Genomic DNA, 20,605 nt, shown 5'->3' with positions numbered 1-20,605 from the left:
GTGTCAGGCCGCTCCAGCAGCCGTCGGTTCTGCTGTCGGCTCCGCAGCGGGAGGAGCCGTCGGAAGGCGCAGGAACACCGCGACGAGGATTGCCGCGGCGAACGCGATCGCTGCATTGACGCCGATGGCGAACCGCAGCCCCGGGAGCAATGTGGCAGCGACCAGTCCGGTGGCCAGTGCGGACATGACGGGGGTGCCGAGGGCGATGCCGACCTGCTGGCTCATGGTGACCAGCCCGGTCGCGAGGCCGTGTTGGTCGGAGGGCACGCCGGCGGTGGAGGCGACGGCGTAGCCGACGATCGCGACGAGGTTCGCCACGCCGCCGACGAAGGTGAGGATCAGTAGCGGGAGGAGCCAGCCGCGGGTGTCGCCGGCGAAGGCGAGCGGGACGGTTGCGGCGGCCTGGACGGTGAGGCCCAGGACGATCGCGGTCCTGGCGTCGGTGCGGCCGATGATCTTCGGCGCGATGAGGCCGCCGAGGACGGTTCCGATGCCGAGCACGGCGAGGGCGAGCCCGGCGGCGATCGCGGTGTAGCCGAGGACCTCCTGCAGGTAGAGCGTCAGCAGGAATACCAGCGAGGTGAAGGTTCCGAAGGCCAGCAGGCCTGCCGTGTTGCCCCAGCCGATGGTGCGGCGCGTCAACAGGCTCGGTGCGACGAGAGGTTCGCGCACCCGGGACTCGATCTTCAGGAACACGGCGAACAGGATCAGCGCGCCGAGGACCGGGCCCCAGGTGCCTGGCCGGGTCCAGCCGTCGTGGCCGGCGTTGTCGATGCCGAACACGAGCGCGACGAGGGCCACGGTGATGGTGATCGCGCCGGGGACGTCGAGCGCGGGGCGATGTCCGCGGGCCGGTTCGCGCAGCACGAAGGGAGCGACGAGGACCACGGCCGCCGCGACGGCGACGTTGATGAAGAACGCCCACCGCCAGGACACGACGCCGGTGAGCAGGCCGCCGAGCACCGCTCCGGCAGTGAAGCCTGCGGCCATGAGCGCGCCGTTGAGTCCGAGCGCACGAGATCGGGCCGGCCCTTCGGGGAACATCGTGGTCATCAACGACAGCGCTGCGGGGGTGACCATCGCGGTGGCCGTGCCTTGGCCGACGCGGGCAGCGATCAGCAGGGCGGGCTCGCTGGCAAGACCCCCGGCGAGGGAAGAGACTCCGAGCAGGACGATGCCGATCATGAACAGGCGCTTGCGGCCGAACAGGTCGGCGACGCGACCGAAGAACAGGGTGAATCCCGCGGCGCAGAGCGCGAAGGACGTGACGATCCATTGCAGCGCCGAGGTGGTGAATCCGAGCTCGGTGCCGATGTGCGGCAGGGCGACGTTCAAGATGGAGAAGTCGACCGCGAGGGTGAAGTTCGCCGTGAGCAGAACCGCCATCGCGATCTTCTGCGCCGTGGTGAACCGTTCGGAATCCGCAGCCGTAAGCGTTGTCGACGGTGGTGATGTGCCGTTCTCGGTCATGTCGTTCAGGCTCAGGTGCTGCAGAACGGGTAGCCAGAACCACGGTGTGCGGAGTCTGCGGTTGCCTGGCACTGACAGGGACAGGCTCGGCGGGGGCGGATGAGCGACGATGGAGCGCATGGAAGGACGCCCCGTCGGCCCGCAGCCTGTTGAGACAGATCGCCCGGTCACCGAGTTGGGCGAGTTCCTGCGTTCGCGTCGCGACCGGATCACCCCGGACGAGGCGGGCGTCAGCAGCTACGGCCGACGTCGCGTGCCGGGTCTGCGTCGTGAGGAGCTGGCCCGGTTGGCCGGGGTGTCGGTGACGTACCTGACCCGGTTGGAACAGGGGCAGTCGCAGAACGCCTCGGAGGCGATCATCGACGCGCTGGCCCGTGCCCTGCGGCTCGATGCCGACGAGCGTGCCCACCTGTACTCGCTGGCGCAGCCTGCCCCGGCGAGGCGGCCCCGCACCGCCGAGCCGGAGGTCGCCAAGCCCGGTGCGGAGCAGCTGCTGCACTCGATGCGCGAAGTGCCGGCTGTGCTGCTGGGCCGGTTCAACGACATCCTCGCGTGGAACCGCGCCGGGTACCTGTTGCTCGCAGGCCACCGGGACCGTGACGCGCCCTCGCGTGTCGAGGACCGGCCGAACCAGCTCAAACTGTTGTTCCTCGACGAGCACACCCGCGACCTGTACGCCGACTGGCCGGACGAGGCGGCGCTGGCGGTCGCCTCCCTGCGGTATGTCGCTGCGCAGTTCGCCGACGACCGGCGCCTGGCCGAGCTGGTCGGCGAGCTGACGATGAACAGCCCGGAGTTCGCCCGGCTCTGGGCGGGCCACGACGTCAGGCTGTGCACGAGCGGTACGAAGCGCTTCCGCCACCCCGAGGTCGGAGAGCTGGAGCTGGGCTACGAGGTCCTCCACCTGCCCGAGGGCAACGGCCAGCGCATCATCACCCACACCGCCGAAGCCGGCAGCGCCTCCTTCGCCGCGCTGCGGCTGCTCGGCTCGGCCTCGTCACGCTCACGATGAAGGGTCCGGTGACCGGCGCCAGAGGATGATCTCGCTGTCCGGGAGGGGTTCGGCGAACCGGCCGTCGGGCGCGGCGTCGTGGAGCAGGGCCCGCAGCTCCCCGTCGAACGTGTCGAGATCCTTGCCGAACAGCGCGGGAGCCGAGTCCGATCGGGAGTGAACCCAGGAGACGACGTCGTCCGGGGTCCGCAGGACGATCTGGCCGGCCGGGATGACGATGCGTTCAGACTCCTCGAAACCGGTCTGTGCCATCACAGCGGCCTCACCGTCGGGCGTGCCGTTCGGCAATACCCCGCGTCCGGCGCGTCGCACCGGACCCAGATGGGCGCGGACGAGCTCGTTGATGCGGTCGTACGGAGGAACCGGGTCGGCCCGGCCGGACGTGTCCGGCGGTGGAGCGTCCTTGCGATCGCTGACCTGGATGAACAGTCCGCCTGCCGGGAGCATGCCGTACACCGCGTTGGCCACCCGGTGACGGTCCATCCAGTGGAAGGACTGGCCGAAGGCGGCGACGGTGAAGGTTCCGAGGCCGAGGGGGAGGTCCTCCGCCCGTGCCTGAACGAACTCGACGCCGGTGACCCCGGCCTCGGTGGCCTGGCGGCGTGCCTCGTGGATCATCCCGGGGTCCGGGTCGAGCCCGACCACCTCGGCGAACAGGTGCCGGAGAAGGAACGTCAACGTTCCCGGGCCGCAGCCGACATCGAGTAGCCGGCCGCTGCCGACGTGACCGGGGTGGAGTCGGGCGATCACCTCGTCGAGGCCGGGCGCGTAGGGCAGGCGCCCTCGCTCGTAGTGCTCGGCCGTGCCCGCGAACAGGGTCAGGTCCCACGTCCAAGCGTCCACCGACGTCACGGTCCGGCGCGAACTTCGCGGCACGGCACGGACTTCGCGGTCGGGCACGGGTCCGGTCCTCGGGCGTGACCTCGGAACTCGTGCGGCACCGGGGCCGTCCCTACGCGCACGCCGCTCATGCCCCGGTTCCGAGGGCGAAGCGGTCGGGAGCCATGCGGGCGAGGTCGAACCCGCTTCCACCGTCTAGGGCGAGCTCCGCGGCGATCTGCCCGAACACCGGCGCCATCTTGAACCCGTGGCCGGAGAACCCGCTCAGCAGGATCACCGATGATGCGCCCGGCAGCGCACCGATCAGCGGGGTGCGGTCGGTGGTGTAGCCGTCCATGTAGACGTCGTAGCGGATCGGGTCGGGGTGCAGTCCGGGCAGGAACCGGCGGGCAGCGTCGGTGACCGGGCGCAGCGCCGTCGCGTCGAGGTCGCGGGTCAGGTCACGGGCGCCGTCGATCGGGTCCCAGACGTCGGCGACCCCGAACTTCACCGACACCCCGTCCATCACCGGGCTCCCGTACACGTGGATCCCGTCGGTGTCCCGGATGAAGGCCGGGAACCGGTCGGGGGCATACGCCGTGACGTCGTCGGGGGCGAACCAGGTCAGCACGATCGGTTTGACGGTGACGTGGTCGACCACGGATTTCACGAGTTCCCCCGTCCATGGTCCCGTCGTGACCACGACCGTGCGCGCGGTGAACACCTGCGATTCGGTGACCACCTCGACATGGTCACCGGATGGCTCGATCGCGCGGACGGCGGTGTGTTCGTGCAGACGGGCGCCGAGGCTCCGGGCCTGCCGTGCGGCACTGAGCACGGCGAGCTCCGGGCGCACCATGCCGCCGTCGGTGTCCAGGATCCCGATCTCGCCCTCGGCGGGGGAGTGCTGTGGGTACCGCGCGGCGAGCTCGTCCGGATCGAGGATCTCGTGGGCGAGCTGGTGCTCGGTGACCGAGGCGCGCACGTTGGCCATCGGCGCGAGTTCGGGCCGTCCGATGGACAGGCACCCGGTCGGGCTGAACAGTGGCCGGCCGCTCGCCGCCGCGAGGTCGAGCCACAGCTCCCGTGCCCGCCGCAGCAGTGGCACGTACTCGGGGCCTTCGTGATAGGCCATCCGGAACAGGCGCGACTCGCCGCCGGCGGCGCCGCGGTCGTGCGCGATCCCGAACTGCTCGAAACCGATGACGTCGGCGCCGGCCCGCGCGAGCTGCCAGGCGGCCATCGAGCCCATCGAGCCGAGCCCGACGACAGCGACGTCCGCGTCCGTGGCGGTCATGAAGGCCTTCCCGCTGCGTGACAGTGTCCGGTGCAGTTCAGTTCACGATGGACGACGGCACAAGGGCAGTCGGGGACCTCAACGGGACCGTGTCGAGCGTGTGAGGCGGCGGGCGAACGCGAGTGCGCCCTGGTCGCCGAGGGCTGCGCCTTCGCGCTCGGCCGTCTCCAGCTCCGGGCCGAGCGTGAGCCGGGCGGCGTCGCGCACGGCATCGAGCCGCGCCGAGTCGGTACCGAACACGGTGCCGGCGCGGTGACTCGCGGACATCGCCCCGAGCAGGACGGCGGCGTCGCGGTGTCGCTGCTGGCGCGACAGCGTCTCGACGAGAGCCCGGATCGCCATCCACAGCTGGGCCCAGGCGTCGAAGCCGTGCCAGTGGTCGAGCAGCGGGCCGAATGCGGGCAGTGCCCCGGCCGGGTCGCCGTGTCGCGCGGCCGAGGTGAGCAGGGTGTGCCGGGCGATCCCGGCCACGAAGCCGGAGTCGGCCTCCTCGGCCGCCCGGACGGCGGCGGCGAGGTGGCGCGCCGCGTCCGGGTCGCCACGCTCGGCCCGGATCTCGCCGCGGGTGTAAGCATGCCAGGCCCGGCTGGTGCGGGACCCGAGCGCCGGTGCCAGCGCTGCGAGCTCGGCCTCGGCCCGGTCCGCGGCCACACGGTCGCCGGCGTAGGCCTCCACGATCGCGAGATGGACCAGCACCCGGGTCTCCACCTCGACGTCGCCGGCCTCCCGTGCCAGCTCGCGGGCTCGCCGGCAGTGTTGCCGCGACGCGGTCAGGTCCCCGCGGAAGCTCGCTACGGCTGCCAACGCCCCGAAGGCCATTCCCGCGGTGGGGTGGCCCGAGACCTCCGCGACGGCGACGGCGTGCCGGGCGCGGGCTTCGGCGGTGTCGAGGTCACCGCGTTGCCAGCTCGATGTCGCCAGCAGCCCCAACAGCCGCGGCACGAGTGGGTGTGCCGCGCGGGGCGCCTCTGCGGGTGTGCCGCCGCGGGTTGCGGCGAGCGCGTCTTCCACGGGGCGGATCAGATCGACCCGGCCGCGCACGTAGGCCAGCTCGCCGAACAGCATCGACAGTCGCAGCAGGTCGTCAACCGGGCCGTGTGCGCACAGCCGGCCGTGCGCCCGGCGCAGGTCGGGCAGGTGGGCGTCGAACCGGCGGACGGCTGCGGGCTCGCCCGGCCCGCAGCGGTCTGCGCCGATCTCGTCCGCGAGCCCCACCGCCCACGCGGCGTGCCGTTCGCGCAGGGCCGCGGCGCGCGGGTCGCGGGCGAGTTTCGCGCGCCCGAACGCGCGCAGCGTGTCGAGCATCCCGAAGCGGTCGGGCCGGCCGGGCCGGCGCACCACCAGGGACCGCTGCACCAGGTCGGGCAGGGCACCGGCCTCGTCGCACACGGCCGCCACGGCGGCGCGCTCGACCGGGCCCGCGAACACGGCGAGCTGCTCGAACAGGGCCCGCTGTGCGTCGTCGAGCAGGCCGTGCGACCACGCGACGACGTCGGCGAGCGAGCGGTGCCGGGGCGCCGCCGTCCGGCGTCCACCGCGCAGGACCTCGATCGCTCCGTCCTCGTCGAGGGCGTTGATCAGGCTGGGCAGGCCCAGCGTCGCGCCCCGGCCGGCGGCGAGCTCCAGTGCGAGGGGGAGGCCGTCGAGCCGCCGGCACAGCTCGGGGAGCAGTTCCGCGTCCGGTGCCAGTTCCCCCGCGGCAGCGAGGCGGTCGGTGAGCAGAGCCACCGCGGCGTCCGGTGCGAGCGGCGCGATCGTGACCACCTGCTCGCCGTCCACCCGCAGCGGCTCGCGGCTGGTGAGCAGCACGTCGACCGCCGGTGCGCCCTGGGCGACGCCCTCGACCAACACTGCGGCCTCCTCGGCGACGTGCTCGCAGTTGTCGAGCAGCAGCAACTGCCGGCGGACCGCGAGCACGTCCACGATCCGCTCGGTGAGCGCGCCCTCGCCCGCGGCGAGGCGCAGCGCGGCCGCCACCGCGGGACCGACGTCATCGGGTCCGCCACCACCCAGCTCCACGACCAGCACGCCGTCGTCGTACCGGTCCGCGACCCGCGCGGCGATGTGCAGTGCGAGTCGCGTCTTGCCCACCCCGCCCGGCCCGCAGACGGTCACGACGCGCCGTCGCCCGAGCAGATCCACGACGGCCGCGACGTCGGCATCGCGGCCGACGAACGAGCTCACCGGCAACCGTGGCACCGCACCCCGCGTCGGTGACCGCGACACCGTCGGGACCGTCGTCGGTGGGATCTCCTGGCGCAGCACCTGCTGTTCCAGCGCCCGCAGCTCGGACGAGGGGTCCAGCCCGAGCTCGTCGGCGAGCCCGGTGCGCAACCGGGCGAACGCGGCCAGCGCGTCGCCCTGCCGCCCGGCCCCGACCAGCGCACGCATCAGCAGGGCCACCGCCGCTTCGCGCAGCGGCTCCGCGACGACCAGCGCCTCCAGCGCCGCCACCGCCTCGCCCGCCCGTCCCACGCCGAGCAGCGTTGCCCCGTGCCGCTCGGCGGCCCACGCCCGCAGACCCACCAGCCGGGCCACCTCCGGGTGCAGCGCCGGATGGTCGAGCTCGGCGAAGGGCCGTCCGCGCCACAGCGCCAATGCGCGGGCGTAGCGGTCCGGGTCCGTCCCGGCCGCGTCGAGCTCGTCGGCGAACGCCGTGACATCGATCGCGGACCGGTCGGCCACCAGCTGGTAGCCGTCGGCCGCGGTGACGATCCGCGGTCCGGGCGGGAGCAGGCGGCGCAGCCGCGAGACCGTCGTGTGCAGCGCGCCTGCGCCGGGGGCGCCCGGGCCGCGGTCCCACACCAGCTCGCCGAGCAGGTCGGCGCTGACCACCTGCCCGGGGTGCGCGGACAGTGCGACGAGCAGCCGCCGCTGCCGGGACGCGCCGATGGGCACCGGTCCGGCCGGGCCCTCGACGAGCAGTGGCCCGAGCACGCCCACCGCAGGCATCGCAGCATCATGACAGCCCGGTGGCGGCCTCGACAGCGCTCTGCCGCTTCGGTGCGCGTGGAAGCTCACCCACGGTGCACGGCTGCGCTCCGCGGCTCGCGCCACATCGCCCACAGCGACGGGCCTCCGACCGCCGCCAGCTCGCCGGTCACGCGGAAGCCGTGGCGTTCGTAGAGACGGACGTTGTCCTCGGCGGTCGCTTCCAGGTAGACGGGGGTACCTGTGCGATCGGCGTCGTCGAGCACCGCGTGCAGCAGCGCTCTGCCGTGGCCACGCCCCTGCCGGGAGGGCCGGACGCCGAGCAACCACAGGTAGTGGTGGTCGGTGTGGTGCGGGTGGTTGTCGTCGAGCAGCGTGATCAGCTCCACCCAGCGGTCGGCGTCCGGGCCGGCCAGCTCGGCGCAGAGGCCCGCGAACTGCTCGCCGTCGGCCTCGGTCATCGGTTCGACACCGGCCGGCGCCCAGATCGCGGCACCGGTGACACCGTCGCGGGTGCACCACGTCTCGTCGTGCTCGGCGAACGCCTCCACCGCCAGGGCGAAGAAGGCGGGCAGGGCGCGCCGCCGCCGCTCGTCGTCCGGCGAGGCCCAGCAGAAGACCGGGTCGTCGTAGAACGCCTCCGTCAGCGCCGCGACGACCCTGCCGCGGTCGCTCTTGCCGGCCTTGCGGGCGAGCTGGGGCAGCATCCGGGTGGTGGTCATGACGTGCTCCTCGGGTCGGTTGCGGCACCCGGGGCGGGTGTCCACGAGGAACGTGCCGAGAACGGCTGACGGGTGACCGGCGGTCCGCTGACCGCTGCCGGCGCGCGTGGGCGACAGCGCTGCGACAGCGATGTGACATTCGGGCTGCCTAGCGTCGCGCACCAGGACGACCGGCGTCGTCCCCGTCCTGGGTCACACCCGGTGGCGACACCCCCACGCACCCGAGGAGCCCCCGATGACCAGCACGATCGAGACCCCCTCGACCCACACCACCGCTGCCTTCGCCGAACGACTGTTCACCGCCGTCCTGGCCACGATCGACGTGCAGGCCGCCTACCTGGGCGGGCGGCTCGGGTGGTACCGCGCGCTCGCCGGCGGCGACGCACTGACCTCGAGCGAGCTGGCCCGGCGCTGCGGCACTGCCGAGCGCTACACGCGGGAGTGGCTGGAGCAGCAGGCCGTCACCGGCGTGCTGACCTGCGACGACGCGCCCGACACAGCGGGGCGCCGTTACACGTTGCCGCCCGGGCACGCCGAGGTGCTCGTCGACGAGCTGAGCCCGAACCACGTGCTGCCGCTGGCGCGCTTCATCGCCGCCGCGGGCAAGCAGCTCGACGCGCTGGCCGAGGCCTACCGCACCGGCGGCGGCGTGAGCTGGGCCCAGCACGGCGCCGACCTGCGCGAGGCGCAGGCGGCGGCCAACCGGCCGATGTTCCTCGGCGCGCTCGGTGAGTCCTACCTGCCCGCGATCCCGGACGTCGACGCCGCGCTGCGGTCCGGCGCCCGCGCGGCCGACGTCGGCTGCGGTCACGGCTGGTCGGCGATCGGCATCGCGCTGGCCTATCCGTACGCCACCGTGGACGGCTACGACCTCGACGCCCCGTCGATCGAGGCGGCCCGCCGCAACGCCGCGGAGGCCGGCGTCGGCGACCGGGTCCGCTTCCATCATTCGACCCCGGCGGCAACGGCCGGACCCTACGACGTGGTGTTCGCCTTCGAGGTCGTGCACGACCTGCCCGACCCGGTGACCGTGCTGGCGTCGATGCGTGCACTGGCCGGGCCGAGCGGCACCGTGGTCGTGATGGACGAGCGGGTGGCCGACGAGTTCACCGCACCCGGCGACGAGATCGAGCGGCTGATGTACGGCTACAGCCTGCTGTGCTGCCTCGCCGACGGAATGGCGCACCCACCGTCGGCAGCCACCGGAACGGTCATGCGAGCGGACCGGCTGCGCGACTACGCCCGGCGTGCCGGGTTCGGCGATGTCGAGGTGCTCGACATCGCCGACGACTTCTTCCGCTTCTACCGGCTGACGGGCGAGGCCTCGTGACCCCCACCGCCACCGCCGCCCACCCGGCGGGCTCGCCGCCGCGGCATCGCTCGCCGGCCCTGCTGCTGGTGGTGACCGTGACCGCGACGACCGTCGCACTCGGGCTCGCCACCGGGACGGGCACGCTGCTCGGGCCACTGGCCGGGGAGTTCGCGGTGAGCACCGGGGTGGTGTCGCTGATGTTCTCCGCAACGCTGTGCGTGATGCTCGCGACCGGGGTCCTCACCGGACCGCTCGCCGAGCGGCACGGCCCCCGCCGGCTGGCGCTGCTCGGGGCGGTCCTGGTCCCGGCCGGTCTGCTGGTGACGGCGTCCGCCGACTCGTTCGCGGCCGCGGGCGCGGGGTTCGCGCTGGGCGTCGGTGGCGGGGCCGGGTGCCTGTTCGTGCCGCTGCTCACCGCGGTCGGGACCGCGTTCGGGCGGCACCGCGGGCCGGCGCTGGTGCTGGCCACCGCCGGCGGCGGCGCGGGCGTGGTCCTCGCTCCGCCGGCCTCGGTGGCGCTGGTCGCGACGTTCGGCCTGCGGCCGGCGCTGCTCGCGCTCGCGGCCGGCGCGGCACTCGTGCTGCTCGTCTGCGCGGCCCTCACCCCGCCCGGCCGGGGAGTCCCGCCGGTGCGGACAGGACCACCCGTGGGAACCGGGGGAGCGCCGGACGAGCGCCGCCCGGCGGCCCGCCACCTGCTGCGTGAGCGCGGGTTCCGGAGGCTCTACATCGGCTCGGTGGGACTGACCGCGGCCATGTTCGTCCCGTTCGTGCACCTGCCCGCGTTCGCCGCCGCGTACGGGCTCGGGCCGGCAACCGGCGCGGGGCTGGTGGCCCTGTCCGGGCTGACCAGCCTCGCCGGCCGGCTGGCGGCGGCCCCGGCCGTCGCCCGGTACGGCGCGTGGGTGGTCTACCGGTCGGCCGCGGCGCTGCTCGCGGCCGCCCTGGGGCTGTGGCTGCTCGGCGGCGACGACCAGATGCTGCTCGCCGTGTTCGCGGTGGTGTTCGGGATCGCACACGGTGCCTACGTCGGTCTGTCCCCGGCCGTGGCGGTGCAGCTCTACGGGGCGGACGGGCTCGGCCTGCGCCTGGGGGTGCTGCACACCGCGGCCGCGGCAGGCGGCCTGCTCGGTCCGGCCGCGGCGGGCCTCGCGGTCGACGTCGCGGGCACGCCCACTGCCGGGGTGTGGGTCGCGATCGGGCTCGGCCTCACCGGGTGCGCCGTCCTGACAACGGTGCGTCCGAACCTCCTCACAGCACCCCGGAAGGATTCCCATGACCGGCAGGCTCATGACCGGGCACTGCGCGCCGGTCACCGTCGCCCGGGCGGACAGCGACGCCGACTGGCGTTGCGCGGCCGCGCTGCTCGATGACTACCGGCACTGGCTGACGCACGCGATCGACTTCGACCCCCTCCGGACCCAGCCCACCGCCGGCACCGAGTTCGACGACCTCCGCGACTTCTACCGCCCGCCGCACGGGACCCTGCTCCTCGCACGAGCCGCGGGGCGACCGGCGGGCATCGTCGGCGTGCACCGGCTCCACGGCCTGGTCGGCGAGCTCAAGCGCATGTATGTCGCACCGTCGGCGCGCGGCCTCGGCGTCGGTCGCGCACTGGTCGCCGAGGCGATCGCCGCTGCCTCCGACCTGGGATTCGACGAGCTCCGGCTGCAGACCGAGCCGCAGGTCATGGCCGCCGCCGACCGGCTGTACCGGGAGTTCGGGTTCGTCGACATCGCGTCCTACGCCGATATCGGTGTGCACGGTGTCGTCACGCTCGCGGTGGACCCACGAGTCACACACCGAGCACGGGGATGACCGCAGGTCGACGACCGCTCTGCGCATGTCATCGACGGCATACGCGCACGCCCCGCTGTAATACGCGCACCCTCCGCCGACGAGGTATCCCACGCCCGTCCGCCCGGAAGGAGCCTGCCATGAGCCACGTACCCGAGGCGCTGCGCGATCCGCTGGTCAACCGCGGTACCGCCTTCACCACGGCGGAACGCGCGAAGCTCGGCCTCGTCGGCCGGCTGCCCGCGGCCGTCGAGACGCTCGACGAGCAGGCACGACGGGTGTGGGCCCAGCTGCAGCGCAAGCAGACCGACCTCGGCCGCTACATCTATCTCGATCTGCTGCACGACCGCAACGAGACGTTGTACTTCCGGGTGCTGGCCGACCACCTCGCGGAACTGCTGCCCGTGGTCTACGACCCGACCGTCGGCGAGGCGATCGAACAGTGGAGCCACGACTACCGGACCTCCCGCGCGATCTACCTGTCCATCGACCGCCCGGAGGACGTGCGGCCCTCCTTCGAGACGCTCGGCCTGGGGCCCGACGACGTCGACCTGGTCGTGGTGTCCGATGCGCAGGAGATCCTCGGCATCGGTGACTGGGGCGTCAACGGGACCGACATCTCCATCGGCAAGCTCGCCGTCTACACCGCGGCCGCCGGTATCCACCCGGATCGGGTTGTCGCGGTCAACCTCGACTGCGGCACCGACAACCCGACCCTGCTCAACGATCCCGCCTACCTCGGCAACCGCCATGCGCGCGTGAGCGGGCAGCGTTACGACGACCTGATCGCGACCTACCTGGAGACGGTCTCGGGCATGTTCCCGAAGGCGCTGCTGCACTTCGAGGACTTCGGACCGGCCAACGCGCGGCGGATCCTCGAGCAGTACCGCGACCGGTACCGGATCTTCAACGACGACATGCAGGGCACCGGTGCGATCGTGATGGCCTCGGTCATCTCGGCCATGAAGGTCACCGGCGAGGGCTTCGACCAGCAGCGGCTGCTGGTGTTCGGGGCCGGCACCGCCGGCACCGGCATGGCCGACCAGATCTCGGCGGCGATGGTGCGCGCCGGCCTCACGCCCGAGCAGGCGAGGTCGCGGGTCTGGCTCGTGGACAAGTACGGCCTGGTCACCGACGACATGCCCGGCCTGCCGGACTACCAGGCCGCCTACGCGCGCCCGGCCGCCGAGGTGACCGGCTGGGCCGAGGGCGGGATCGACCTGCTGACCGCCGTCCGGCAGGTCCGTCCGACGATCCTGATCGGCACGTCCACGGCGCACAACGCGTTCACCGAGGAGGTGATCGAGGCGCTGTGCGCGGGTGTGGAGCGGCCGATCCTGCTGCCGTTGTCCAACCCGACCGAGCGCATCGAGGTCATGCCGCAGGACGCGGTCGCCTGGTCGCGGGGCCGGGCGCTCGTGGCGGTGGGCATCCCGGTGCCACCGTTCACCCACGACGGCACGACCTACACGATCGGCCAGGCCAACAACGCCCTGCTCTACCCCGGGCTCGGGCTCGGCACGATCCTGTCCGGCGCGTCCCGCGTCACCGACGGCATGCTGCTCGCCGCCGCCGAGGCCGTCGCCGCCCAGGTCGACCCCACCGCGCCCGGCGCGTCGCTGCTGCCGGACGTGGCGAACCTGCGGGCCTCCTCCGCCATGGTCGCGGCCGCCGTCGTGCGGGCGGCCGCGCGCGACGGTGTCGCCCCGGCCCCGCCCGACGAGCTGGTGCAGGCCGTCCAGGACGCGATGTACCAGCCCGTGTACCCGGCCGCGGAAGGCTGAGCGGTGACCCGGGTCGAGCACCTGAACGGGACTCCCATCGGCACCGGGGCGCGCGGCACCCGCACCGAGTCGGACTCGATGGGCTCCATCGAGGTGCCCGCCGAGCACTACTGGGGCGCGCAGACCCAGCGGTCACTGATCCACTTCTCGATCGGCGACGACCGCATGCCGAAGGCCGTCTACCACGCCTACGGCCAGGTCAAGAAGGCTGCGGCGCTGGTCAACCAGACCGCGGGCCGCCTCGACGACGCCCGCCGGGACGCGATCGTGCAGGCCGCGGACGAGGCGATCACCGGTGCGCTCGACGCGGAGTTCCCGCTCTACGTCTGGCAGACCGGGTCGGGCACCCAGTCGAACATGAACGTCAACGAGGTGCTGGCCAACCGGGCGAGCCAGCTGCTCGGCGGGCAGCTCGGCACGAAGGCGCCGGTGCACCCCAACGACCACGTCAACATGGGTCAGTCGTCCAACGACACCTTCCCGACCGCGATGCACATCGCGACGCTCGACGTGGTCCGGTCCGCCACCCTGCCGCACGCGCGAGCGCTCGCCCGGGCGATCCGGGACAAGGCGGAGCTGTGGGTCGACGTGGTCAAGACCGGCCGCACCCACCTGCAGGACGCGACGCCGCTGACGGTCGGGCAGGAGTGGTCGGGCTGGGCGGCGCAGCTCGAGCAGGTCCTCGCGCGGCTGGAGTCGTCGCTGGATGCGCTGCATGACCTGGCCGCGGGCGGCACGGCCGTCGGCACCGGGCTCAACGCCCCCGACGGCTTCGCCGAACAGATCGCGGCCACGCTCGCCGACCTCACCGGCGAACCGCTGCGCACCGCGCCGAACAAGTTCGCCGCGCAGGGCTCGCTGGACGCGATGGTCAGCGTCAGCGGTGCGCTGCGCGGCGTCGCCGTCGCGCTGATGAAGATCGCCAACGACCAGCGCTGGCTGGCCTCGGGGCCCCGCACCGGTCTGCACGAGCTGCGGCTGCCCGCGAACGAGCCGGGCAGCTCGATCATGCCCGGCAAGGTCAACCCCACCCAGCAGGAGGCCATGGTGATGGTCTGCCTGCAGGTACTGGGGGAGGACTCGATCGTCGCCGCCGCCGGGGCGCAGGGCAACTTCGAGCTCAACGCCATGCGGCCGATCATCATCAACAACGTGCTGCACTCCGCGACGATCCTCGGCGACGCCTGCGTCAAGCTGCGCACCTTCAGCGTCGAGGGCACCGAGCTCGACACCGAACGGATCGGCGAGCTGGTCGGCGCGTCGCTGATGCTCGTGACCGCGCTGAGCCCGGTGATCGGCTACGACGAGGCGTCGGCCATCGCGCACAAGGCCGACGACGAGGGCACGTCGCTGCGCGAGGCGGCGCTCGCCTGCGGGGTCGACGCCGCGCAGTTCGACGCCGTCGTCGACCCGCGCCGGATGGTCGGTGACCCGCACCGGGACCTCGGGATCCGCTGAGTGCGCGTCCACACCACGGAGGGGCCATGAGGATCGTCGTCGCCATGACCGGTGCGACCGGCGCGATCTACGGTGTCCGGCTCCTCGAGGCGCTCGACGTCCTGGGGGTCGAGTCGCACCTGGTGCTCAGCCGCTGGGCGGAGGTCACGATCTCGAAGGAGACCGGCCGCACCGTGCGTGAGGTCGCGGCGCTGGCCTGGGCCCACCACTCCCGCCGGAACCAGGCGGCGCCGATCTCCAGCGGGTCGTTCCGGCACGACGGGATGGTCGTCGCGCCGTGCAGCATGAAGACGCTGGCGGCGATCCGGTTCGGCCTGGCCGACGACCTCGTCGTGCGCGCGGCCGACGTCACGCTCAAGGAGCGGCGCCCGCTCGTCCTCCTGGCTCGCGAGACACCGCTCAACGAGATCCATCTCGAGAACATGCTCGCGCTGAGCCGGATGGGAGCGATCATCGCGCCACCGGTCCCGGCCTTCTACCAGAACCCGCAGACCGTCGACGACCTCGTCGGCCACACCGTCGGGCGGGTGCTGGACCTCTTCGGCCTGGAGATGCCGGGCCTCGAGCGCTGGCCCGGTACCTCGCCCACCGACCCGTCCGCGGAGGCCGCCACATGAGCACCGAGCACCGCTACACCCCGCCCGAGGCGTCGCGGGTCACGGAGCTCCCGGAGTGGCTCGCCGGCTACCTCGACGGATCCGGCCTGCTCGCGAAGACCCAGGCGGTACGCATCTCCACAGTGGACACCGAAGGCTGGCCGCACGCCACGCTGCTCAGTGCGGGCGACATGGTGGCGCTGCCACCCGACCGCCTCCGTCTGCTGACCTATCCCCGGTCGACGACCACGGCGAACCTGACCCGCGACGGGCGGCTGGCGCTCACGCTGTCGGTCGAGGGCGGCATGGGGGAGGTGCGGCTGCGCGCGCGGCGCCTCGACCCGCCGCCCACGGTCGACCTGGCGATGTTCGAGGCGATCACCGAGTCGGTCCGCTTCCACCGGGCGCCCTACGCCGACGTCACGACCGGGGTCACGTTCACCGTGCACGATCCGGAGACGGTGCTGCAGCGGTGGGAACGACAGATCGGCGCGCTGCGGGCGACGCCGTGAGCGCCTATCCGGACCTGCGGGCGTTCCTCGCGACGCTGGAGAAGCATCGCCGGCTGCTGCGCGTCACCGCGGCGGTGATGCCGGAGCCGGATCTCGCGGCGGCGGCATGTGCGCTCACCCGCCTCGGGACCGAGAGCCCGGCGATCGTCTTCAGCGACATCGCCGGCTATGCCGATGCGCAGCTGGCGATGAACGTGCACGGCTCGTGGCCCAACCACGCCCTGGCGCTCGGCATGGAGCCCGACGCCACCCCGCGCGAGCAGTTCCACCGGTTCGTCGAGGGCTACCAGCGCTATCCCGGCGAGCTCGCCTTCGCGCACGAGGCACCCTGGGAGGAGAACGTCATCGAGTCCGATGTCAACCTCTTCGACCTGATGCCGCTGTTCCGTCTCAACCGGGGCGACGGCGGGTACTTCATCGACAAGCCGTGCGTGGTCAGCCGCGATCCCGACGACCCGGACAACGACGACGTCCAGAACGTCGGCGTGTACCGGCTGCAGGTCAAGGGGCGCAACCGGCTCGGCATCCAGACCGTGCCTCAGCACGACATCGCCCTCCACCTGCGGCACGCCGAGGAGCGCGGCGAGGACCTGCCGATCGCCATCGCCCTGGGCAACGAACCCTTGATCACGCTCATGGCCGCCACCCCGATGCTCTACGACCAGCTCGAGTACAAGATGGCCGCGGCCCTGCAGGGCAGTCCCTACCGGATCGTGCGGACGGAGTCCGGGCTCGACGTGCCCTGGGGCTCGGAGTACGTCCTGGAGGGGCGGATCCTCGGCGGGCTGCGCGAGCCCGAGGGGCCGTTCGGTGAGTTCCCCGGCTACTACTCCGGCTCGCACCGCTACCCGGTCATCGAGATCGACCGCGTGCACCATCGCACCGCTCCCGTCTTCGACGCCGTCTATGTCGGACGGCCCTGGACCGAGATCGACTATTTGCAGGCGATGACGACCAGCGCGCCCATCTTCGTCCAGCTCAACGACGCGTTCCCCGAGGTCACGGCGGTCAACGCGCTCTACACGCACGGGCTGGTCGTCATCGTGTCGACCGGGGTCCGCTACGGCGGGTTCGCCAAGGCCGTCGGCATGCGGCTGCTGACCACGTCGCACGGGATCGGATACGCGACGATCGTGATCGTCGTCGACGCGGACGTCGATCCGTTCGATCTCAACCAGGTGATGTGGGCCATCTCGGTGAAGGTCAACCCCGCGGGCGACGTGATGATCCTGCCGAACCTCTCGTCCAACCTGCTCAACCCGGCCGGGCAGCCGCCGGGCATGGTGCACAAAATGATCATCGACGCGACCACCCCCGTGGCGCCCGACGACCGCGGCGACTACGGCATGGAGCTCGACACCCCGCACGGCACCGACGCGTGGCGTACCAGGCTCTCCGCGATGATCAAGGATCTGCGGTGACCGCCACGGGGGAGGCGCCCGCGCAGCTGCCCGGCGCCTGTCCACGCTGCCGGGCCGCGACCGTGCAGGAGCTGAGCAGATCGCCGGTACCCGACGTCTGGACCGTCTACATCTGCCCCACCTGCCGCTACGCCTGGCGTTCCACCGAACCCGCCGAGAACACCGACCCCGATCGCTACCCGGAGCCCTTCCGGCTGACGCCGCAGCAGCTGTCCGACCTGGCCGTCACACCGTCGGTCCCCCTGCTACGACCGAGCACGCCCGACACGTAGCGGCGCCTGGTCACCTGGCCGGCGCGGGGTGATGAGTTTCCGGGCCGCCCGCCGTCACACCCATCATGAGCTCCATCGATGACGACTTCAGGCCACTCGACGAGCAGGCGTTCGGCGCCCGCGTCGAGCCGCACCGCCGCGAGCTGCACGTCCACTGCTACCGCCTGCTCGGATCGTTCGAGGAGGCCGAGGACCTCGTCCAGGAGGCGTTCCTACGCGCGTGGCGCGGGCGCGAGACGTACGAGGGCCGCGCGTCGGTCCGTGCGTGGCTGTACCGGATCGCGACGAACGCCTGTCTCGACGCGCTCGACAAGCGTCCGCGTCGGCCCAGCGCGAGCGGAGAGGTCGCGTGGTTGCAGCCCTATCCCGACGATCTCCTGGCGCAGCTGCCCGACCGGCGCGAGGGTCCGGAGGACGTGGCGCTGGCCAAGGAGACCGTCGAGCTGTGGTTCATCGCCGCGATCCAGCACCTCGCGCCACTGCCGCGGGCCGTGCTCGTGCTGCGCGACGTCCTCGGCTGCTCGGCGAAGGAGACCGCGCGGCTGCTCGAGACGACCGAGGCGTCGGTGAACTCCGCGCTGCAGCGCGCGCGGGCCGGGCTGCGGAAGAGCCTGCCCCGGGACCGTGAAGCGTGGCAACACGCCGCGGAGGCGACCGCCGCCGAGCAGGAGCTGCTCGCCCGCTACGTCGAGTGCAGCGAGCGCGCCGACACCGAGGGCCTGGCGGCGCTCATGCACGAGGACGTCCGGTTCTCGATGCCACCGGCACCCGGCGTGTGGGCCGGCCGGAGCACGGTCGTGCAGGGCTGGATCGACGGCGGGTTCGGTTCGGAGACGTTCGGCAGCATGCGATGCGTGGTCACCCGCGCCAACGGTCAGCCCGCGGTCGCGGCCTACGTGCGCAAGCCGGGCGCCGCCGCCTACGAACCGCTGGCGATCGACGTCCTGCGGGTGCAGGACGGGGTCGTCACCGAGATCGTCACCTTCGACGGCGCGGTGTTCGAGCACTTCGACCTGCCGGCCACACTCAGCACGGCCGACGGTGAGCGATGAACGCCCCGCCTCGACCACCGTCACGCCGGTCTTCGTTGCCGACGTGCTCTCACGATCGTCAGCCGCGCAGGAAGGTTCTCACCATCGGCAGCACCAGGTCGGCCCGCGCGGTGACCTCCATGTGCCGGGTGCCGGGCAGGATGGCCAGCTGCGAGTCCGGCAACCGGTTCTGCATCTCGACCGCGTGCTCGAGCCGGATGAAGTCGGTATCACCGATGATCATCAAGATCGGCATGGTGAGCCGGACCAGCTGCTCGTCGGTCCACGGCTCGAAGTCGTGCACCGCCGGCTGGATCTTCTCCAGGAACGGGAAGAAGTGCTCCGGGTCGGGCGCCACCTCGACATACGCCTTGTGCATGGCCGCGAAGTCGTCCTCGGTCGGCAGCCGGGGCGAATCCTGCTCCGGCGCCGTGATCTCCGGGTAGTACGCGTCCGGCCGGAAGTGCGCCGCGGCCAGCACGACCCGGCCGAGACATTGCGGGTGGCGGGTGGCGATGTCGATCGCGACCAGCCCGCCCAGGCTGTAGCCGAAGACGTCGGCCCGCTCCACCCCCAGCCGGTCCAGCAACGCCACCACGTCGTCCGCGCACTGCGCGATGCTGAACGGCCGCTCGCCGTCGGCGGTGTGCCCGTGCCCCTGCAGCTCGACGCCGATGACCTGCCGATCGACGGTGATCCCCGGCAGCAACGCGCCGAAACTCGAGATGAACGTGAGCACTCCGCCGTGCAGCATGACCAGCGGAGTCCCGGCCCGCTCCGGACCGTGCACCTCGTAGTAGAGATCGATGCCGTTCACCGGCATGTAGGCCCCGTGCGACATCGGTGTCGCTCCTTCCGTCGGGATGAGTCATCACCCGTACCGACCGGCGGCAGGGACGAGACTCATCGCCCGGCTGCGAAGCGCACCGCGATCGACGAGGTGCTAGACCGCGGGGTCGACGATCTTCCAGTACGAGTCCTTGCGGACCACCTGGGCACCGCGGAACTCCCAGTGGTCGCAGCCGCGGACACGGACCTGCTCGCCGTCGCCCCTCGTGCCGGTGAGGAGCCACTCGGAGACACCGAGGTCACCGCTGACCCAATGCCGGTCATCGCCGTAGTGGACGTCGGGCAGTCCTGCGAAGCGCGTGGCCAAGCCCGCCCGCACCGCCGCCTTGCCGACGAGACGCTGCCCCCACGGCTCGGGCCCCCTCGGCATGTCCAGCGAACAGTCCTCGGTGAAGAACTCCATGATCGCGTCCAGGTCGTGTGCGTTGAATGCGGCCGCGATCGCCTTCAACGTCTCGACCGACGCCGTGCCCTGATCCGTCATCGCCGGGCCCTCCCCGTGGAGATGCAGCCTGAGCAGGGTAGACCCTTCCTCCCGGTCGGTGAAGGTCGCCGTGAGGGCGGCCGCCCGAGCGCAGCCAGTGCGATGCGGGCTGTGTCGATCACCGGGCGATACGCCGCGATGGTCAGGGTTCGGGGCGGTGGTGTCGGGTGTAGAGGGCGACGGCTTCGAGTTGGGAGTGGACCTCGAGTTCGGTGAGGATGCCGCGGATCTGAGTGCGCACGGTGGCCACCGAGACGGTGTAGTGGGCGCCGGCGGCCAGGGTGGCGCCGATCCGTTCGGGTGGGGTGTGCTCGGTCAGCGCGAGCACCTGCCAGCCGCTGTCTCGCAGTGGGGGCACCAGGGCGACTCCGTCGAGCAGCGCACCGGTGCGGTCGCGGCCGAGTTCGAGGTCGAGCACGACCAGTCCCATGTGATCGAGCCCGTGGTGGCGCCGAAGGTCCGCGCTGATGCCAGGGGTGGTGCCGGCGCCGTCGCCGGTGGTCGGGACACGAGGCGGGCCCCCTTCTGCACCGGGGCCGCCCGCTCGGTCGGGGCCCGGGACATCGCGTGACAGGAATCGATGCCCGCCGGGGTCTGGAGCGGTTCCTTCTCTAGGTACACATCCGGATGCGGGGCAGTCGACCGCCATTCGGCCTCATGCCGGGTCGGGATTGCGTCACACCCATCCCGTACTCGGCAGTAGGCGATGACCTGGGCCGCGCGCCCGCCTACGGTGTGCCCATCCCACCCCATACGGCCCTGCGGGTCGGCCGCCGTCCGGCCCAATCCCGCTGGGTCGGGACATCCCTTGAGCGGTACCTGTCAAGATCGTTTGGGC

General features: G+C 72.4%; 19 protein-coding genes. 11 read left to right on the top strand and 8 right to left on the bottom strand.

Annotated features, from left to right (window positions below; translation table 11 throughout):
- Nucleotides 1–3: 3 nt before the first annotated feature.
- Nucleotides 4–1,386 carry an MFS transporter gene (locus JOF36_RS20595; RefSeq protein ID WP_245350919.1) on the bottom strand — a complete coding sequence of 461 codons (1,383 nt, stop codon included), beginning with the start codon at nt 1,384–1,386 and terminating at the stop codon, nt 4–6.
- Nucleotides 1,387–1,588: 202 nt separating this feature from the next.
- Between JOF36_RS20595 and JOF36_RS20590 the strand changes: the two genes are divergently transcribed.
- Nucleotides 1,589–2,482: a helix-turn-helix transcriptional regulator gene (locus tag JOF36_RS20590; RefSeq protein ID WP_210029615.1), complete on the top strand. Its 894-nt coding sequence runs from the start codon at nt 1,589–1,591 to the stop codon at nt 2,480–2,482.
- Here JOF36_RS20590 and JOF36_RS20585 read toward each other — a convergent pair.
- The 4 genes from JOF36_RS20585 to JOF36_RS20570 all read right to left on the bottom strand — a co-directional run bounded on the left by JOF36_RS20585 (nt 2,474) and on the right by JOF36_RS20570 (nt 8,251).
- On the bottom strand, nt 2,474–3,325 hold the full coding sequence (locus JOF36_RS20585) for a class I SAM-dependent methyltransferase (protein WP_210029613.1): 852 nt from the start codon (nt 3,323–3,325) through the stop codon (nt 2,474–2,476). The genes JOF36_RS20590 and JOF36_RS20585 overlap by 9 nt on opposite strands.
- A 124-nt stretch (nt 3,326–3,449) precedes the next feature.
- Nucleotides 3,450–4,598 carry an N-methyl-L-tryptophan oxidase gene (gene solA, locus JOF36_RS20580; RefSeq protein WP_210029610.1) on the bottom strand — a complete coding sequence of 383 codons (1,149 nt, stop codon included), beginning with the start codon at nt 4,596–4,598 and terminating at the stop codon, nt 3,450–3,452.
- Nucleotides 4,599–4,676: 78 nt separating this feature from the next.
- Nucleotides 4,677–7,550: an AfsR/SARP family transcriptional regulator gene (locus JOF36_RS20575; protein ID WP_210029608.1), complete on the bottom strand. Its 2,874-nt coding sequence runs from the start codon at nt 7,548–7,550 to the stop codon at nt 4,677–4,679.
- Nucleotides 7,551–7,615: 65 nt separating this feature from the next.
- Nucleotides 7,616–8,251, bottom strand: coding sequence for a GNAT family N-acetyltransferase (locus JOF36_RS20570; RefSeq protein WP_210029606.1), 636 nt, complete (start codon nt 8,249–8,251; stop codon nt 7,616–7,618).
- Nucleotides 8,252–8,486: 235 nt separating this feature from the next.
- On the opposite strand from JOF36_RS20570, the gene JOF36_RS20565 reads away from it, so the two are divergent.
- The 10 genes from JOF36_RS20565 (at nt 8,487) to JOF36_RS20520 (ending at nt 18,455) form a co-directional block, all read left to right on the top strand.
- Nucleotides 8,487–9,581: a class I SAM-dependent methyltransferase gene (locus JOF36_RS20565; RefSeq protein WP_210029604.1), complete on the top strand. Its 1,095-nt coding sequence runs from the start codon at nt 8,487–8,489 to the stop codon at nt 9,579–9,581.
- Nucleotides 9,578–10,936, top strand: a complete 1,359-nt coding sequence (locus tag JOF36_RS20560) for an MFS transporter (RefSeq protein WP_210029602.1) — start codon at nt 9,578–9,580, stop codon at nt 10,934–10,936. The genes JOF36_RS20565 and JOF36_RS20560 overlap by 4 nt, the downstream gene beginning before the upstream one ends.
- Nucleotides 10,839–11,381, top strand: a complete 543-nt coding sequence (locus tag JOF36_RS20555; protein ID WP_210029599.1) for a GNAT family N-acetyltransferase — start codon at nt 10,839–10,841, stop codon at nt 11,379–11,381. The genes JOF36_RS20560 and JOF36_RS20555 overlap by 98 nt, the downstream gene beginning before the upstream one ends.
- A gap of 119 nt (nt 11,382–11,500) precedes the next feature.
- Nucleotides 11,501–13,144, top strand: a complete 1,644-nt coding sequence (locus JOF36_RS20550) for an NAD-dependent malic enzyme (RefSeq protein ID WP_210029594.1) — start codon at nt 11,501–11,503, stop codon at nt 13,142–13,144.
- 3 nt (nt 13,145–13,147) lie between these two features.
- Complete coding sequence (locus tag JOF36_RS20545; protein ID WP_307862490.1) at nt 13,148–14,602, top strand: class II fumarate hydratase; 1,455 nt, start codon at nt 13,148–13,150, stop codon at nt 14,600–14,602.
- Nucleotides 14,599–15,219, top strand: coding sequence for a UbiX family flavin prenyltransferase (locus JOF36_RS20540; protein WP_504739889.1), 621 nt, complete (start codon nt 14,599–14,601; stop codon nt 15,217–15,219). The genes JOF36_RS20545 and JOF36_RS20540 overlap by 4 nt, the downstream gene beginning before the upstream one ends.
- Nucleotides 15,216–15,710 (top strand): pyridoxamine 5'-phosphate oxidase family protein, encoded by a 495-nt coding sequence (locus tag JOF36_RS20535; RefSeq protein ID WP_210029590.1) that lies wholly within the window; start codon nt 15,216–15,218, stop codon nt 15,708–15,710. Before JOF36_RS20540 ends, JOF36_RS20535 begins: the two co-directional genes overlap by 4 nt.
- Complete coding sequence (locus JOF36_RS20530; RefSeq protein ID WP_210029589.1) at nt 15,707–17,131, top strand: non-oxidative hydroxyarylic acid decarboxylases subunit C; 1,425 nt, start codon at nt 15,707–15,709, stop codon at nt 17,129–17,131. Before JOF36_RS20535 ends, JOF36_RS20530 begins: the two co-directional genes overlap by 4 nt.
- Nucleotides 17,128–17,403, top strand: a complete 276-nt coding sequence (locus JOF36_RS20525; RefSeq protein ID WP_210029587.1) for a non-oxidative hydroxyarylic acid decarboxylases subunit D — start codon at nt 17,128–17,130, stop codon at nt 17,401–17,403. The genes JOF36_RS20530 and JOF36_RS20525 overlap by 4 nt, the downstream gene beginning before the upstream one ends.
- A gap of 65 nt (nt 17,404–17,468) precedes the next feature.
- Nucleotides 17,469–18,455, top strand: a complete 987-nt coding sequence (locus JOF36_RS20520) for an RNA polymerase subunit sigma-70 (RefSeq protein ID WP_210029585.1) — start codon at nt 17,469–17,471, stop codon at nt 18,453–18,455.
- A gap of 58 nt (nt 18,456–18,513) precedes the next feature.
- On the opposite strand, the gene JOF36_RS20515 is transcribed toward JOF36_RS20520, so the two are convergent.
- The 3 genes from JOF36_RS20515 to JOF36_RS20505 all read right to left on the bottom strand — a co-directional run bounded on the left by JOF36_RS20515 (nt 18,514) and on the right by JOF36_RS20505 (nt 20,197).
- Nucleotides 18,514–19,275 (bottom strand): alpha/beta fold hydrolase, encoded by a 762-nt coding sequence (locus JOF36_RS20515; RefSeq protein ID WP_210029579.1) that lies wholly within the window; start codon nt 19,273–19,275, stop codon nt 18,514–18,516.
- 102 nt (nt 19,276–19,377) lie between these two features.
- Entirely contained in the window at nt 19,378–19,767 is a 390-nt protein-coding gene (locus JOF36_RS20510) for a nuclear transport factor 2 family protein (RefSeq protein WP_210029577.1), read from the bottom strand.
- A 142-nt stretch (nt 19,768–19,909) separates the two neighbouring features.
- Complete coding sequence (locus JOF36_RS20505; RefSeq protein WP_210029572.1) at nt 19,910–20,197, bottom strand: protein kinase family protein; 288 nt, start codon at nt 20,195–20,197, stop codon at nt 19,910–19,912.
- Nucleotides 20,198–20,605: the final 408 nt, after the last annotated feature.

Source organism: Pseudonocardia parietis (assembly GCF_017876315.1).
Lineage (GTDB): Bacteria > Actinomycetota > Actinomycetes > Mycobacteriales > Pseudonocardiaceae > Pseudonocardia > Pseudonocardia parietis.
Note: the sequence above shows the minus strand (reverse complement) of the source record. Positions and strands in the feature narration are given on the sequence as shown.